We start from the raw sequence: 14,765 nt of genomic DNA, 5'->3' as shown, positions 1-14,765 counted from the left end.
CAGGCTTTCTGAGTAGTTCATTGTAGGCCTGTTCCGCCTCGTTAACTTAGAGCCCGGTCAACATCGCATCCGCCGGCGCATCGGCGCGATCCTGTGCAGTCATCTGGAAGTAGACGAACCCCACCACCATAAAGCCCAGGAATATCAGCCCGATCAGCGCGTTGAACCACGCCATGGCCACCAGGCACACCACGGCCAATACCAGTGCAATCCCCGGCACGATCGGGTAGCCCGGCGCGCGGAAGGTGCGTTCCAGCAAGGGTTCGGTTTTGCGCAGTTTGAACAGGCTGAGCATGCTCATGATGTACATCACGATGGCGCCGAACACCGCCATGGTGATCATCGCAGCGGTCAGTGTCATGCCGCCGAGGTTGATCAGGCCATCACTGTAGATGGCGGCAATGCCGACCACGCCACCGGCGATGATTGCCCGGTGCGGTGTCTGAAAGCGCGACAGTTTGGCGAGGGAAGAGGGCAGATAACCGGCACGTGCCAGCGCGAAGAACTGTCGGGAATAGCCCAGGATGATGCCGTGAAAACTTGCAACCAGGCCGAACAGGCCGATCCACACCAGCATGTGCAGCCAGCCGGAGCTGTCACCCACTACGGTTTTCATGGCTTGTGGCAGCGGGTCGTTGATGTTCGACAAGGTGCGCCAATCACCGACGCCACCGGCGAAGAACATTACGCCCATGGCCAGGAGCACCAAGGTCAGGATGCCGCTGATGTAGGCTTTTGGAATGGTGCGTTTCGGATCTTTCGCCTCTTCGGCGGCCATGGCCGCGCCTTCGATGGCGAGGAAGAACCAGATCGCGAAAGGAATCGCTGCAAACATGCCGGCGATCGCCGGTGCGCCGAATGTGTCGGAGCCGGCCCAGCCGTTCAAAGCGAAGTGACTAAAGCTGAAGGCGGGTGCCACGACGCCCATGAACACCAACAACTCGGCGACGGCCAGTACGCATACCACCAGCTCGAAGGTGGCGGCGAGTTTCACGCCGAGGATGTTCAGGCCCATGAACACAATATAGGCGCCCACGGCCGCATGCTTCGGGTCCAATGCCGGGAACTGCACGTTGAGATAGGCGCCGATGGCCAGGGCGATAGCTGGCGGGGCAAAGACAAATTCAATCAGGGTCGCGAGGCCGGCGATCAAACCGCCTTTCTCTCCGAAGGCGCGACGGCTGTAGGCAAATGGTCCGCCGGCATGGGGAATCGCGGTTGTCAGCTCGGTGAAACTGAAGATAAAACAGGTATACATCGCGGCGACCATCAATGAGGTCACCAGGAAGCCCAAGGTTCCGGCCACGCCCCAGCCATAGCTCCAGCCGAAGTATTCGCCGGAAATCACCAGTCCCACAGCGATGCCCCACAAATGCAGGGTGCCCAAGGTGGGTTTGAGTTGTGTGTTCATCGTGTTGCTCTCCCTGAACCGGTTGGAATGATTCAAGGTGTTGCAGTGGGCATGCCACACCCCCAGAGCGTGTCGTAAAGCGGCGCAACTGTCGCCACGGGAACGGTTTGGTGTTTGAAATTTCCCGTCAACGCACCACGTGAGTGCAGTATTGGCTCAACTGACGCCTTCGCGGGCAAGCCCGCTCCCACACTGGGCCGCGCATATCCTGCTGAAACGCGGTCGAATGTGGGAGCCGGGCTTGCCTGCGATAAGGGCCTCAAGCCCACCACAGATCCCCCTGTAAACCCCGCATAAACCCATTCTTTACGCCGTCTTTACGCCCCGCCCACACCCTCGGTCTCGTTCCTTTACACGACTCCTGCCGACAATTGCCCCACACGCGGCACTCGCCGCTAAACGGAGAGACTTCCATGAGTGTTCTGGACGGGGTGTCACTGCTGCTGGCCGTGGCGCTGTTCATTTATCTGCTGGTTGCGCTGTTACGCGCGGATCGGAACTAGGAGCGGGCCATGCACAGTTATGACTATTGGCTGATCATTGCCTTCTTTGCCGTGGTGCTGGTACCGGCACCGTTCCTGGGGCGGTTCTACTACAAGGTGATGGAGGGCCAGCGCACTTGGCTGAGCCCCGTCCTTGGGCCGGTTGAGCGCGCCTGTTATCGCCTGTCGGGGGTGGACGAGCATCAGGAACAGAGCTGGCAGAAATACGCGCTGGCGTTGCTGGCGTTCAACCTTGCCGGTTTCGTGTTGCTGTTCGCGATCCTGTTGTTCCAGGACTATCTCCCGCTCAATCCGCAGAAATTGCCGGGCCAGGAGTGGACGCTTGCCTTCAATACCGCGATCAGTTTCATGACCAACACCAACTGGCAGTCCTACAGCGGTGAGGCGTCCCTGAGCTACCTCAGCCAGATGGCTGGCCTGACTGTGCAGAACTTCGTCAGTGCGGCGACCGGTCTGGCAGTGCTGGTCGCTTTATGTCGTGGGATCGGTCGCAAATCCACTCGGACATTGGGCAATTTCTGGGTCGACATGACCCGTGCCACCCTCTACGGCCTGTTACCGCTGTGCCTGGTGCTGGCGTTGTTCCTGGTGTGGCAGGGCGTGCCGCAAACCTTCGCCCATTACGTTGATGCCGTGACGATGCAAGGCGCGGATCAAGTGATCCCCCTGGGCCCGGCAGCCAGCCAGATTGCCATCAAGCAGTTGGGCACCAACGGTGGCGGCTTCTTTGGTGTCAACTCGGCGCATCCGTTTGAGGACCCGACGGCCTGGGCCAACCTCTTCGAGCTGGCCGCGATCATCCTGATCCCGGTGGCGCTGGTGTTCACCTTCGGCCATTACGTGAAAGACCTGCGTCAGAGCCGCGCGATCCTCGGCTGCATGCTGGCCCTGTTCCTGATCGGTGGCGCGGTCTCGCTGTGGGCCGAATACCAGCCCAACCCGACCCTCAATAGTCCAGTCGTGGAGCAAACCGCACCGCTGGAAGGCAAGGAAGCGCGCTTCGGCACCACCGGCACCGTGCTCTGGTCGGTGACCACCACCGCTGCGTCCAACGGTTCGGTGAACGGCATGCAGGACAGCCTCAACCCGCTGAGTGGCATGGTGGCGCTGGTCAACATGATGGTCGGCGAAGTGATCTTCGGCGGCGTCGGCGCGGGCATGTACGGCATGCTGCTGAACGTGTTGATCGCGGTGTTCCTCGCCGGGTTGATGATCGGGCGCACGCCGGAATACCTCGGCAAGAAACTGCAGGCCAAGGAAGTGCAACTGCTGGTGGTGACCCTGCTGGTGATGCCGGTGGGCGTGCTGGTACTGGGCGCCATCGCGGCGAGCCTGCCCGGCCCGGCGGGGGCCATCAGCAACCCCGGTCCCCATGGTTTCAGCCAGTTGCTCTATGCCTACACCTCGGCCAGTGCCAACAACGGTTCGGCGTTCGGCGGCTTCAGTGCCAACACCGCGTTCCACAACCTGATGCTGGGCCTGGGCATGTTGATCGGCCGCTTCGGCTACATCCTGCCGGTACTGGCCTTGGCCGGTAGCCTGGCGATGAAGAAAACCGCACCGATCGGCCAGAACAGCTTCCCCACCCATGGCCCGCTGTTCGTGACCCTGTTGACCGTGACCATTTTGCTGGTGGGCGGCCTGACTTTCCTGCCAACGCTGGCGTTGGGCCCCATCGCTGAACACCTGAGCATGGGCTTCTAAAAAGGGGATATGACAATGAATATGCCTGCAAAAAATGCCGCTCCGGTGACTACCCAGGAGCCTGCCAAAACCGCCATCTCCGCCCTGTGGCGTCCGGCGTTGGCCCAGGCGTTCGTCAAGCTGGACCCGCGCCAGCTGCAACGTTCGCCGGTGATGCTGGTGGTCGAGCTGACCGCGATCCTCACCACGGTGCTGTGCTTTGTGCCGGACACCGTTGTGCCGACCTTCGTCGCGGTGCAGATCGCGGTGTGGCTGTGGTTCACCGTACTGTTCGCCAACTTTGCCGAGGCCTTGGCCGAAGGGCGCGGCAAGGCCCGCGCCGACAGTCTCAAGGCCGGTAGCGAAGGCCTGAGCGCGCGCCGCAAGGAGGCCGATGGCAGCTTCAAGGTCGTGCCCGCCACCAGCCTGCGCAAGGGTGACGTGGTGCGTGTGGCCGCCGGGGAAATGATCCCCGGTGACGGCGAAGTCATCGAAGGCATCGCGGCGGTCAACGAAGCGGCGATCACCGGTGAGTCTGCGCCCGTGATCCGCGAGTCCGGCGGCGATCGCTCGGCGGTGACTGGCAACACCCGTCTGGTGTCCGACTGGTTGCTGGTGCGCATCACCGCCAACCCCGGCGAGTCGACGCTCGACCGCATGATCGCGTTGGTGGAAGGCGCCAAGCGCCAGAAAACCCCCAACGAGGTGGCGCTGGATATCCTGCTGATCGGCCTGACCCTGATCTTCCTGCTGGTGGTGGTGACCTTGCAACCCTTCGCCCACTTCGCTAATGGCAGCTTGCCATTGGTGTTCCTGGTCGCACTGCTGGTGACGTTGATTCCTACCACCATCGGTGGCTTGCTCTCGGCCATCGGTATTGCCGGCATGGACCGCCTGGTGCGCCTCAACGTGATCGCCAAGTCCGGTCGCGCCGTGGAGGCGGCAGGGGATGTGCATGTGTTGCTGCTGGACAAGACCGGCACCATCACCTTCGGCAACCGTCGTTGTGCGGCAGTGGCTGCGGCGCCCGGCGTCAGCGGTACCGAAGTGGCCGAAGGTGCCCTGTTTGCCTCGCTGGCGGACGACACGGCTGAAGGTAAATCCATCGTCGAATACCTGCGTGCCTTGCACCCACAGGCCGAACCGTCTCTGGACGAACTGACCGCGGTACCGTTCAGCGCCGAAACCCGCTTGTCCGGTGTCGACTATCAAGGCCGTGTCTTCCGCAAGGGCGCGGTGGATTCGCTGCTGGCATTTATCGGGCAACAACGTCGTGACCTGGCCCCCGCGCTGTCGCGGGAGATCGACAAGATCGCCCAGAGCGGCGGCACTCCGCTACTGGTGTGCGCCGATGGCAAGCTGCTCGGCGCCATCCATCTCAAGGATGTGGTCAAGCCTGGCATTCGTGAGCGTTTCGCCGAACTGCGCAAGCTGGGCATCCGTACCGTGATGGTCACCGGCGACAACCCGTTGACCGCCGCCGCGATTGCTGCCGAAGCGGGCGTGGACGACGTGCTGGCCGAAGCCACTCCGGAGAAAAAACTCGCGCGCATTCGTCACGAACAGAACGACGGTCGGCTGGTGGCCATGTGTGGCGACGGTGCCAACGACGCGCCGGCGCTGGCCCAGGCCGACGTCGGCATGGCGATGAACGACGGCACCCAGGCGGCCCGCGAAGCCGCCAACATGGTCGACCTCGACAGCGACCCCACCAAACTGCTGGACGTGGTGCAGATCGGCAAGGAACTGCTGGTGACGCGCGGGGCGCTGACCACCTTTTCCATCGCCAACGACGTGGCCAAGTACTTCGCGATCCTGCCGGCGCTGTTCGCCGCGATCTATCCGCAGTTGGGCGTGCTCAACGTGATGCACTTGCAGAGCCCGCAGAGCGCGATCCTCTCGGCCATCGTGTTCAACGCCCTGATCATCGTGGTGCTGATTCCGCTGGCACTGCGCGGCGTGCGTGTGCAGGCGGCGAGCGCCGCAGCGTTGTTGCGCCGCAACCTGCTGATCTACGGCCTGGGCGGGATCCTGGTGCCTTTCCTGGGGATCAAGCTGATCGACATGCTGCTAACTGCGCTGCACCTGGTGTAACCCGAGCCGCTGTCTGTAGCGAGCGGGCCTGCCCGCGCCGGGCTGCACAGCAGCCCCCTGCAATCACAGCGGTACGCTCTATGAATCGAGGAGTTCAAAATGTCCAACATGATCCGCCCGGCCCTGAGCCTGCTGGTGCTCATGACGTTGATCACCGGTGTCGCCTATCCATTGGTGGTAACCGGCGTGTCACAAGTTGCGTTCCCGGACCAGGCCAACGGCAGCCTGGTGCGCGACGCCAGTGGCAAGGTGCGTGGTTCCAGCCTGATCGCCCAGGATTTCAGCGGCGACAACTGGTTTCACCCGCGCCCATCGGCCGGCGCCTTTGCGACGGTTTCCAGCAGCGCCAGTAACCTGGGCCCCAGTAACCCGGCGCTGGCGACGCGCATCTTCGATGATGCGAGCAAACAGGCGGTGGCTGGCCAGGGGCCGGTGCCTTTGGCGTCGTTGACTACCTCTGGCAGCGGTCTTGATCCACACTTGCCACCAGCGGCCGTTGCCTATCAACTGGCGCGGGTGGCGGCGGCGCGGAATGTGCCGGTGTCGACCTTGCAACGGTTGCTGGATGAGCACATCGAAAGCCCGTTGGTGGGCCCGCCGGTGGTGAATGTGCTGGCGCTGAACATGGCGCTGGAAAAGTTGTAGGCAATGCTGGCGCCATCGCAGGCAAGCCAGCTCCCACAGGGGAATGCGTTCCCTTGTGGGAGCGGCGGTGCGACTTGCCCGCGATGGGGACCTGAAGTACACCCGATAAATACCTGAAGGAACCCCGCGCATGAGCGACTCCGGCCGCGCCGATGCCCTGTTAGCTGATCTGCCCCGGGACGGCCGTGGCCGGCTCAAAGTCTTCCTCGGCGCCGCGCCGGGCGTGGGCAAGACCTACGCCATGCTTCAGGCCGCGCACACCCAACTGCGCCAGGGCGTGAAGCTGATCGCAGGCGTGGTCGAAACCCATGGCCGCGCCGAAACCGAAGCCCTGCTTGGCGGCCTGCCGCAACAACCGCTGCTGCGCCGCGAATACCGGGGCGTGATGCTCGAAGAGATGGACCTCGACGGCTTGCTCGCCGCCAGGCCCAAACTGGTGCTGGTGGACGAGCTGGCCCACAGCAACGCCCCCGGCAGCCGTCATGAAAAACGCTGGCAGGACATTCAGGAACTGCTCGCCGCCGGCATCAACGTGTTCACCACGGTCAATGTCCAGCACCTGGAAAGCCTCAATGACCAGGTGCGCGGCATCACCGGTGTGCAAGTGCGCGAAACTCTGCCGGACTGGGTGCTGCAAGAGGCCGATGAACTGTTGCTGATCGACTTGCCATCCCGCGAGCTGCTGGAGCGCCTGCGCGAGGGCAAGGTGTACGTGCCGGAACAGGCGCGGGCGGCCATCGAGGCGTTTTTCACCCAGACCAACCTGATGGCGCTGCGTGAACTGGCCATGCAGACCGCCGCCGCCCATGTCGACGACGACCTGGCCCAGGGGTATCGACAACTCGGCCAGGCGGCGCCGGCGGTACGCGGTCGCTTGCTGGTGGGGGTGGACGGTGATGCGCAGGCCGAGCGCCTGGTGCGTCATGCCAGCCGTGTGGCTCAGCGTCGGCACCTGCCCTGGAGCCTGGTGCATATCGACAACGGTCGCGCGCGGGATGAGCAATCGCGTCTGCGCCTGCAAAACGCTCAGCAACTGGCCGAGCGTTTGGGAGGGGAAGTGGTGCTGCTGCGTGCGGGGGAGGTGGCCAAGACTCTCATCCAGCATGCCGCTGAACGTCGTGCCAGCCTGGTGCTGGTGGGGCAGTCGCGGATGCGCTGGCGCCGTCGGTTGTTCGGCGGCGGTCTGGCCGCGCGCTTGTTGCGCAACGCGCGTGGCCTGGAAATCAACGTGCTCGACAGTGATGATGTGCCAGCACCGCCGCGCTTGCCGGATGTGCGTGGGCTGGTGTGGTTCGATTACGCCTTGGCGGTAGTCGCTACCCTGGTGGCCGCCGCCGTGGCGTGGGGCGTGTCCAGTGCATTGCCACTGCCGAATATCTCCCTGGTGTTTCTGGCGGCGGTCTTGCTGGTGGCGGTGCGCAGCAGCCTGGGGCCGTCGCTGGTGTGCGCGGCGCTGTCCTTCTTGACCTACGACTTCCTGTTTATCCCGCCGAACTTTTCCTTTGCCATCCAGCGTGAAGAAGACGTGCTGACCTTGCTGTTCTTCCTGCTGATGGCTGCACTCACCGGCAACCTCGCCGCGCGTCAACGTCGCCAGTTGCAAGCGCTGCGCGATACCCAGGAAGAAACCAGCGAACTGCTCGACCTGTCGCGCAAACTCACCGCGGCGACCGACCGGCAAGCGGTGATCAGCGCGGCGGCGCATCATCTGGAGGGCTGGAGCGACCTGGAGCTTTGCCTGGTCGACCGTGACGGCCAGGGCGGCTGGAAAGTCGAGACGGGTGGCCCGTTGAGCCTGACCGAAGCCGAACGCGCCGCTGCCGATTGGGCCTGGCAGCATGACCAACCGGCTGGTATGGGCACCGGCACTCTGCCGTTCGGGCGCTGGTGGTGGTGGCCGTTGTCGGGGGAAGAGGGACCGTTGGGGCTTCTGGGCGTGAGCGCCAAGCCCGGCATGGAATTGAGCGGTCAGCGCCGGCGCTTGCTCACAGCCTTGAGTCAGCCGCTGGCGCAGGCGTTGGCGCGTGCGCAGTTGGCGCAAGAGTTGGAGTCCGCGCGTTTGCATGGTGAAACCGAGCAACTGCGCAGCGCCTTGCTGGCTTCGGTTTCCCATGATTTGCGCACGCCGCTGACGGCCATGCGCGGCAGCATCGACAGTCTGCTGGCGCTGGGTGAGGCGATCCCGCTGGAGGACCGCCGCGAACTGCTGGAAGGTACCCGCGATGAGGCCGAGCGCCTGGATCGCTACATCCAGAACCTGCTGGATATGACACGCCTGGGCCATGGAGCGCTGAAGCTTGCGCGGGACTGGGTGTCGCCGGGCGACATCGTCGGCAGCGCGTTGGGCCGTTTGCGCGCGGTGCTGGCGCCGTTGCAGGTCAGCACGCAGTTGCCGCCTGAATTGCCATTGTTGTACGTGCATGCCGCCTTGATCGAGCAGGCGCTGGTCAATGTGCTGGAAAACGCTGCACGCTTTTCGCCACCCCAGGGACGATTGCTGTTGAGTGCCGGAGTGTCGGACAACCAGCTGTTCTTCGCCGTGGCCGATGAAGGCCCGGGCATTCCGGAAGACGAGCGCGCGAAGATTTTCGACATGTTCTACACCGCCGCGCGAGGTGATCGCGGCGGGCAGGGCACGGGCCTCGGCCTGGCGATCTGCCAGGGCATGGTCGGCGCCCATGGCGGACACATCAGCGTGACCGATGGCCTTGACGGACGTGGCACCTGTATCACCTTGTTCCTGCCGTTGCCGACACAGCCTGGCCTGGAGCGCGAGGCATGAGCTACCCTGTTTTCTTCACGGATTTTGATTAAACACCATGAGCCAGACCGCAACGATTTTGGTCATCGATGATGAACCGCAGATCCGCAAATTCCTGCGCATCAGCCTGGCTTCCCAGGGCTACAAAGTGATCGAGGCGGGCACCGGTAACGAGGGCCTGGCCCAGGCGGCGTTGAACAAGCCGGATCTGCTGGTGCTTGACCTCGGGCTGCCGGATATGGACGGTCAGCAGGTGCTGCGCGAGTTTCGCGAATGGTCGACGGTGCCGGTGCTGGTGCTGTCGGTTCGAGCCAGCGAAGGGCAGAAAGTCGAGGCCCTCGACGGTGGGGCCAATGACTACGTGACCAAGCCTTTTGGTATCCAGGAATTCCTGGCCCGGGTGCGCGCATTGCTGCGCCAGGCGCCGGCGGGGGAGGCCCAGGAAGCGGCGTTGCGTTTCGGCTCGTTGACGGTGGACCTGGCGTATCGCCGTGTGCTGCTGGACGGTGCCGAAGTGGCCCTGACCCGCAAGGAATATGCGGTGCTGGCGCAATTGGCGCGGCATCCGGGGCGGGTGATCACCCAGCAGCAACTGCTCAAGGATATCTGGGGGCCGACCCATACCGAGGACAGTCACTACCTGCGCATTGTCGTGGGCCACCTGCGGCAGAAACTGGCAGATGATCCGACCCAGCCGCGGTTCATCGTGACCGAGGCGGGAGTGGGGTATCGGTTGTTGAATGCTTAGAGTGTAGGCGTCTGGCCGGGCCTCTTCGCGGGCAAGCCCGCTCCCACATTCGACCGAGTTTCTTCAGACTGTACGCGATCAACTGTGGGAGCGGGCTTGCCCGCGAAGAGGCTATCAGCAACACCCTCTATCTCAGCGCTGCTCACTCTCATACCGATCCAGCGTATCGCTGGCAATCTCCCGGCCCAGCGCGATCAACTCCGGCGCCTTGTAGAACTCGAAAAACCGGCACACCCGCTTCGGCACGTTGATCAGTACGTCCGGCGGGTAACCCGCGATCTTGTACTGCGCGAGCGAAGTCTGCATCACTTCGAAGCTCTGGTTGATCAGGTCAAGCAATGACGCCGGGCCGACGTTATCGATAATGAAAGAGCCGGTGGCCGACTTTGGCGCGCCTTCCGTTTCCGGTGCTGCGGCAGGTTGCTGGGATTCAGGTTCGGCCGACTCCAGCCACGGGTTGATCTCCGCCGCTTCGGCCTGCAAGGCTTCCTGTTCGAGCTTCAATAGCTGCTCGGCCTGCTTGCGGCGGAAGGGCAAGTGTGAACCCAGGGATTTCGCCAGGCTGTTGAAGCGACTCTTGAACGCTGGCGGGCGCTGGATCACCGGCAACCGGTAGTGTTTCTGGTTGGTGGCATTGAGGTTGACCGCGATGATCAGGTCACAATGGCTCGACACCACCGGCACGATCGGCAACGGGTTGAGCAAGCCGCCGTCCACCAGCATGCGGTTGCCTTGCATCACCGGAGTGAACAAGCTGGGAATCGCCGCCGAGGCGCGCATGGCCTGGTGCAGGCAGCCTTCCTGAAACCAGATTTCCTGCTGGTTGGTGAGGTCGGTGGCCACTGCCGTATAAGGAATGCGCAGTTCCTCGATATTGATCTCGCCGACGATCTTGCGGATTTGCCCGAAGACTTTTTCACCTCTGATCGCCCCGAGGCGAAAACTCACGTCCACCAGGCGCAGAACGTCGAGGTAGTCGAGGCTTTCGATCCAGTTGCGGTAGTCATCGAGCTTGCCGGCGGCATAGATCCCGCCCACAACCGCGCCCATGGAACAGCCTGCGATACAGGCGATGTCGTAGCCCCGCCGCTCGATTTCCTCGATCACCCCGATGTGGGCGTAACCGCGCGCGCCACCGGAGCCCAGCACCAAGGCAACACGTTTTTTCATGGTCGATGTCCTCCCCCCAGGCCAGTGCCCACAATGCACCCATTGGGTGGGCGGATTCAATCTTCGTGGGCCTGCCATTTTTTTCCAGAATAGCCGCCGCGCTCAGGTATGCTTTGGCGATAGGCGAGTTTGATTTCAGGCTGACTGACAAGGCACTTTTCCTTGTAGGCAACGTCTACACCGTACGACTGTTTTTCTTTACCTTGAGGTGTCATCGATGAAAGCCTGGATGTGTGTGCCTGTGATCATGTTGGCCTTGGCCGGTTGCGCCGGGAAAACCGCCTACCGCGACAGCTGTGGTACACAACTGGACGCGGCGTGGCATGAACTGGACCTGGCCAAGGCCGAAGGGTTTGCCGGAACTGTCAGCTACTCCAAGGCCCTGTCGCTGTTGACCGGCGCCAAGACCCAGCAGCAGTTCGAGGCGTTTGAAGGCTGTTCCAACAAGGCCGAGAAAGCGCGGTTCTATATCCGTGAGTCGCGCGCTGGGCGTTGATCCGTAGCGCCGTCAGGATTATTCATTGGAAAGTGAGGGCAGGATGTCAGCATTGGTCGATCAGTTAGTCGCTCAGGTCATTGGCCTGGAAGTAGGGTTACTGAGTTGCCAGGCGCGCCTCGCTGCCGTCACCGACGATGAAGCTCTGCATGACCTGCGCACCACCGTGCGCCGACTGCGCAGCTTGTTGCGTCCTTTGCGCGGGTTGCCGGGGGTGGAACAGCTGGAAGTGGCGGCCAGTGCGGTCGGCCAACTGACCACGCCGCTGCGCGATCGTGAGGTTCTGGCAGCGTATTTGCACCGCCAGGGTTACCACGAGGCTGCAGATCGGCGCCTGCGCCTGCAACCCGAGGCCTATCGGCACGTGGCGCAGAGCCAGGCGCTTTCGCACCTGTTGTTGATCATCGATGCGTTCCCGCGCTTCATTCGGGCTTCCGAGCACCAGAAGTTGCTCAAGGGCCTGCGCCCGCGCATCGAGAAGCGCCTGACCAAACAATGGAATACCCTCGGTGAGGCCCTGCAAGACCCCGATCATGATCGCCACCGCCTGCGTTTGTTGATCAAGCGCGTACGCTACGCCGCCGAAGCCTACCCTGAACTGGACAAGCTGCCGGCCAAGGCCGTTTCCCGTCTCAAAGGCGCCCAGGCTGCTCTGGGGGATTGGCATGATTGCTGGCAGTGGTTGGCCCAGGCCGGGCACCAAGCGGATTTGCAGCCCTGCGTTGCGGTGTGGCACCGCACTATGGCCAAGGCGCAGGTCGAGGCGGATCGGGTACTCGACAAACTCAGCGCCGATTGTTTCTAGGCGGGTCCGGCTTTTGGCCGGAATGGGCGCTGCACCTTCCTGGCATGATGGCTAAGATCCTCTCATCGGATGCCTGATGTGAGATCGCCATGCGCTTTAGTGAACTGCTCGACGCTGCCCGCCGCAACCCGTTGGACGTCACCATCCCCGCAGAATGGGGCCAGGGCCGCGCGACCTTTGGCGGCCTGGTCGCCGCCTTGCAATACGAAGCCCTGCGCGCCCAGGTACCGGCTGACCGGCCATTGCGCTCGCTGGCCGTCACCTTCGTGGGACCGGTGACGCCCGATGTGCCTGCCAGTTATCAAGTGGAAATGTTGCGCGAAGGCAAGGCCGTGAGCCAGCTACTGGGCCGGGTCGTGCAAAACGGGGAAGTGGCGACCTTGGTGCAAGCCAGTTTCGGCTCGGCCCGAGAGTCGCAGATCGACGTGGCGAGCGAGCCAGCGCCGGTGTTCAAGCATTGGGATGAGTGCCAGGAACTGCCCTATATCAAGGGCGTTACCCCTGAGTTCATGAAGCATGTGGCGATGCGCTGGAGTGTCGGCGGCATGCCGTTCAGCGGTAACACATCCCGCGATATGGGCGGCTGGGTTCGTTTGCGTGGGGATGTGCAGCAAGCGACGCTGACCGAGTCCTATCTCCTCGCACTGGTTGATGCCTGGCCACCGGCGTTGCTCCCGCATCTGAAGAAGCCCGCACCCGGCAGCACCCTGACCTGGACCATCGAATTCCTCCAGCCGTTGCAGGCCCTGACCACTCTCGACTGGTGTCAGTACTACGCCCATATCGAACACGCCCGCGACGGCTACGGCCATGTCGCCGCTGCCTTGTGGAGTCCGACGGGCGACTTGATTGCCATCAGCCGCCAGACGGTCGTGGTGTTTGCCTGACCCTCAGCGTCGACGGTGACGCTGCCGCCAGGCCCGCCGCCAGCCACCGGTCAGCACAAAGCGCGGAAACGTCACGAACTGTTCCACCACCAGACGTTGGATGGCGTCCGCGCGATCACTGAACGGTTCACTGGCCTCGGCCTCAAGGCCATGACCATGACGCTGCAAGGCCAGGCCGGCCAGGATGCCGACCACGCCAACAGCGAAACTGGCCAGGCTCAGGCTGAACACGCCCGACACAATCAGCAGAAACCCAATGATGAACAGCGGCACGGCGATCAGGTGCAACGCCAGGTTGGTCGGGTGTTGGTGGTTCTGCGGGTAGTTACGCCATTGCCAGGCGGGGAGATTGGGATGACGTTTGCCCATGGTGGTGGATCCTCTGTCCGTTGAAAACGATATGGAGAGAGTTTAGGCGGGGTTGGGTGGAGGGGCGAATTGGGGCTGGCTATGGGGGGCATAGACAGCAAGCTTCATTGAGTGCCAAAGCGTGCATTTTTTATAGTTATTTTCTGCACAGCTTGATGGTTTGTCAGAGGGGGCACCAGTTATCATTCTCCAAAATTTTTCCGCTTTTGGTATGCAAAAATGATCTTGCTGGGACCGTTTAGCAGCCTTGGCAAGTCTAGCCGCAAGCTGAATCTGGATCGTTGATGTATACGGCTGGGCCGCAGAGAGAAATATATGCTGCTCTCAACTCGATTGCCGAAGATTTGGACTTGGCTTGCAATTCATAATAGTTTTCGTGCTTGGTTATCACGACTTTTAACGTTTCTCTAGTCGGAATGTTTTTGATTTTGACGTTGCTCAGGCCTCCGCAGTCTAAGCCTATTCTGCATGTATTAAACCCCTCTTTTACCCACTTTTCCGGGGGGGCGTCAGGAATTTCAGAAATGTCGAAACCTAAACCGATATTGGGCCGGTCATTATCAATGGTCACAGAAAAAAGTGTTATTTCGCCTATCTCTACCGGGTAAGTGAATACCTTATTGAAGAAAATCGTGTTTTCTAGATCGTTCCAGTATTTCATTTTTTGTCCTTGAAATAATAATGGTCTCTCGCGCCATCTAATTTTCCGTTTCTCGGCCTGTTTTTCGGTCTAAGATTGAAATGCGCGGTTTGATCGCCCTTTCCATCAGGTGCTGAAAACTTGTGACCAGCGCCATGATCTTGAATTAGAACCTTTGAGCCGTCCGCCCGCGTGAATTCGTACTCTCGAGTCATCACAGGCCTTCCTTGTATATCCAGAATTTCGTTTTTCTGCTGATCTCTCATTGATACATATGAATATTGCCTCATTGTCCCTAATCTAGGATCGAGTACGGCATCTGGGTGTTGTACACGCGGTATTCCTGCATCGGCCTTCGCTTGTTTGAACGCTCCATTCCTTGATACTTCTGGCGCAGACGGCTCGTTAGGTGTGCCGCATTCTCGGCTTTTCGTACCTTTAGGTGGGCAGTTGGCGTTCAACCCCAGCGGATCCACCCACCCCGTAGGATTAGGCACATACCGGTAGGCATTGATCCCACCCGCCAACTTCACCGGATCCGGCGTCAGGTAGC

General features: G+C 61.7%; 15 protein-coding genes. 9 read left to right on the top strand and 6 right to left on the bottom strand.

The genetic code is table 11. The annotated features are described in order from the left end of the window. Nucleotides 1-46 precede the first annotated feature (46 nt). Nucleotides 47-1,411: an ethanolamine permease gene (gene eat, locus ACW9IN_RS03170; protein ID WP_457364500.1), complete on the bottom strand. Its 1,365-nt coding sequence runs from the start codon at nt 1,409-1,411 to the stop codon at nt 47-49. 413 nt (nt 1,412-1,824) lie between these two features. Between eat and kdpF the strand changes: the two genes are divergently transcribed. The 6 genes from kdpF to ACW9IN_RS03140 all read left to right on the top strand — a co-directional run bounded on the left by kdpF (nt 1,825) and on the right by ACW9IN_RS03140 (nt 9,845). Beyond that, nucleotides 1,825-1,914 carry a K(+)-transporting ATPase subunit F gene (kdpF, locus tag ACW9IN_RS03165; RefSeq protein WP_003218754.1) on the top strand — a complete coding sequence of 30 codons (90 nt, stop codon included), beginning with the start codon at nt 1,825-1,827 and terminating at the stop codon, nt 1,912-1,914. A 9-nt stretch (nt 1,915-1,923) separates the two neighbouring features. Next, a complete protein-coding gene (gene kdpA / locus ACW9IN_RS03160; RefSeq protein WP_457364499.1) occupies nt 1,924-3,618 on the top strand; it encodes a potassium-transporting ATPase subunit KdpA in 1,695 nt (564 codons plus the stop codon). A gap of 15 nt (nt 3,619-3,633) precedes the next feature. Then, nucleotides 3,634-5,691 carry a potassium-transporting ATPase subunit KdpB gene (gene kdpB, locus ACW9IN_RS03155; RefSeq protein WP_457364498.1) on the top strand — a complete coding sequence of 686 codons (2,058 nt, stop codon included), beginning with the start codon at nt 3,634-3,636 and terminating at the stop codon, nt 5,689-5,691. 99 nt (nt 5,692-5,790) lie between these two features. Continuing rightward, nucleotides 5,791-6,336, top strand: a complete 546-nt coding sequence (kdpC, locus tag ACW9IN_RS03150) for a potassium-transporting ATPase subunit KdpC (RefSeq protein WP_457364497.1) — start codon at nt 5,791-5,793, stop codon at nt 6,334-6,336. Between the two features lie 130 nt (nt 6,337-6,466). Beyond that, nucleotides 6,467-9,118: a DUF4118 domain-containing protein gene (locus ACW9IN_RS03145; RefSeq protein WP_457364496.1), complete on the top strand. Its 2,652-nt coding sequence runs from the start codon at nt 6,467-6,469 to the stop codon at nt 9,116-9,118. A gap of 37 nt (nt 9,119-9,155) precedes the next feature. Continuing rightward, nucleotides 9,156-9,845, top strand: coding sequence for a response regulator (locus ACW9IN_RS03140; protein WP_457364495.1), 690 nt, complete (start codon nt 9,156-9,158; stop codon nt 9,843-9,845). Nucleotides 9,846-9,977: 132 nt separating this feature from the next. Here ACW9IN_RS03140 and ACW9IN_RS03135 read toward each other — a convergent pair whose 3' ends face one another. Further along, on the bottom strand, nt 9,978-11,015 hold the full coding sequence (locus tag ACW9IN_RS03135) for a patatin-like phospholipase family protein (protein WP_457364494.1): 1,038 nt from the start codon (nt 11,013-11,015) through the stop codon (nt 9,978-9,980). 56 nt (nt 11,016-11,071) lie between these two features. Continuing rightward, nucleotides 11,072-11,230, bottom strand: coding sequence for a hypothetical protein (locus ACW9IN_RS03130; protein WP_457364493.1), 159 nt, complete (start codon nt 11,228-11,230; stop codon nt 11,072-11,074). A gap of 2 nt (nt 11,231-11,232) precedes the next feature. On the opposite strand from ACW9IN_RS03130, the gene ACW9IN_RS03125 reads away from it, so the two are divergent. The 3 genes from ACW9IN_RS03125 to ACW9IN_RS03115 all read left to right on the top strand — a co-directional run bounded on the left by ACW9IN_RS03125 (nt 11,233) and on the right by ACW9IN_RS03115 (nt 13,203). Continuing rightward, nucleotides 11,233-11,511 carry a hypothetical protein gene (locus tag ACW9IN_RS03125; protein WP_058412909.1) on the top strand — a complete coding sequence of 93 codons (279 nt, stop codon included), beginning with the start codon at nt 11,233-11,235 and terminating at the stop codon, nt 11,509-11,511. A 43-nt stretch (nt 11,512-11,554) separates the two neighbouring features. Next, complete coding sequence (locus tag ACW9IN_RS03120; RefSeq protein WP_457364492.1) at nt 11,555-12,316, top strand: CHAD domain-containing protein; 762 nt, start codon at nt 11,555-11,557, stop codon at nt 12,314-12,316. 89 nt (nt 12,317-12,405) lie between these two features. Beyond that, the gene (locus ACW9IN_RS03115; RefSeq protein ID WP_457364491.1) at nt 12,406-13,203 is read left to right on the top strand and encodes an acyl-CoA thioesterase; all 798 of its coding nucleotides are present in this window, start codon (nt 12,406-12,408) and stop codon (nt 13,201-13,203) included. Nucleotides 13,204-13,206: 3 nt separating this feature from the next. Here the strand turns inward: ACW9IN_RS03115 and ACW9IN_RS03110 are convergent, their stop codons facing one another. The 3 genes from ACW9IN_RS03110 to ACW9IN_RS03100 form a co-directional block, all read right to left on the bottom strand. Then, nucleotides 13,207-13,572: an Mpo1-like protein gene (locus tag ACW9IN_RS03110; protein ID WP_457364490.1), complete on the bottom strand. Its 366-nt coding sequence runs from the start codon at nt 13,570-13,572 to the stop codon at nt 13,207-13,209. Between the two features lie 256 nt (nt 13,573-13,828). Continuing rightward, complete coding sequence (locus ACW9IN_RS03105) at nt 13,829-14,233, bottom strand: Imm50 family immunity protein (RefSeq protein ID WP_457364489.1); 405 nt, start codon at nt 14,231-14,233, stop codon at nt 13,829-13,831. After that, a partial coding sequence (locus ACW9IN_RS03100; RefSeq protein WP_457364488.1) for an HNH/endonuclease VII fold putative polymorphic toxin occupies nt 14,230-14,765 on the bottom strand: 536 nt, incomplete at its 5' end. The genes ACW9IN_RS03100 and ACW9IN_RS03105, both read right to left, overlap by 4 nt.

The organism is Pseudomonas sp. SDO5271_S396, assembly GCF_054071795.1.
This window is presented reverse-complemented; position numbering and strand designations above follow the sequence as displayed.

Bases quoted from the DNA above. Each gene is read 5' to 3' on its own strand.
- eat (WP_457364500.1), bottom strand. From the start codon at position 1,411: ATGAACACACAACTCAAACCCACCTTGGGCACCCTGCATTTGTGGGGC.
- kdpF (WP_003218754.1), top strand. From the start codon at position 1,825: ATGAGTGTTCTGGACGGGGTGTCACTGCTGCTGGCCGTGGCGCTGTTC.
- kdpA (WP_457364499.1), top strand. From the start codon at position 1,924: ATGCACAGTTATGACTATTGGCTGATCATTGCCTTCTTTGCCGTGGTG.
- kdpB (WP_457364498.1), top strand. From the start codon at position 3,634: ATGAATATGCCTGCAAAAAATGCCGCTCCGGTGACTACCCAGGAGCCT.
- kdpC (WP_457364497.1), top strand. From the start codon at position 5,791: ATGTCCAACATGATCCGCCCGGCCCTGAGCCTGCTGGTGCTCATGACG.
- ACW9IN_RS03145 (WP_457364496.1), top strand. From the start codon at position 6,467: ATGAGCGACTCCGGCCGCGCCGATGCCCTGTTAGCTGATCTGCCCCGG.
- ACW9IN_RS03140 (WP_457364495.1), top strand. From the start codon at position 9,156: ATGAGCCAGACCGCAACGATTTTGGTCATCGATGATGAACCGCAGATC.
- ACW9IN_RS03135 (WP_457364494.1), bottom strand. From the start codon at position 11,015: ATGAAAAAACGTGTTGCCTTGGTGCTGGGCTCCGGTGGCGCGCGCGGT.
- ACW9IN_RS03130 (WP_457364493.1), bottom strand. From the start codon at position 11,230: ATGACACCTCAAGGTAAAGAAAAACAGTCGTACGGTGTAGACGTTGCC.
- ACW9IN_RS03125 (WP_058412909.1), top strand. From the start codon at position 11,233: ATGAAAGCCTGGATGTGTGTGCCTGTGATCATGTTGGCCTTGGCCGGT.
- ACW9IN_RS03120 (WP_457364492.1), top strand. From the start codon at position 11,555: ATGTCAGCATTGGTCGATCAGTTAGTCGCTCAGGTCATTGGCCTGGAA.
- ACW9IN_RS03115 (WP_457364491.1), top strand. From the start codon at position 12,406: ATGCGCTTTAGTGAACTGCTCGACGCTGCCCGCCGCAACCCGTTGGAC.
- ACW9IN_RS03110 (WP_457364490.1), bottom strand. From the start codon at position 13,572: ATGGGCAAACGTCATCCCAATCTCCCCGCCTGGCAATGGCGTAACTAC.
- ACW9IN_RS03105 (WP_457364489.1), bottom strand. From the start codon at position 14,233: ATGAAATACTGGAACGATCTAGAAAACACGATTTTCTTCAATAAGGTA.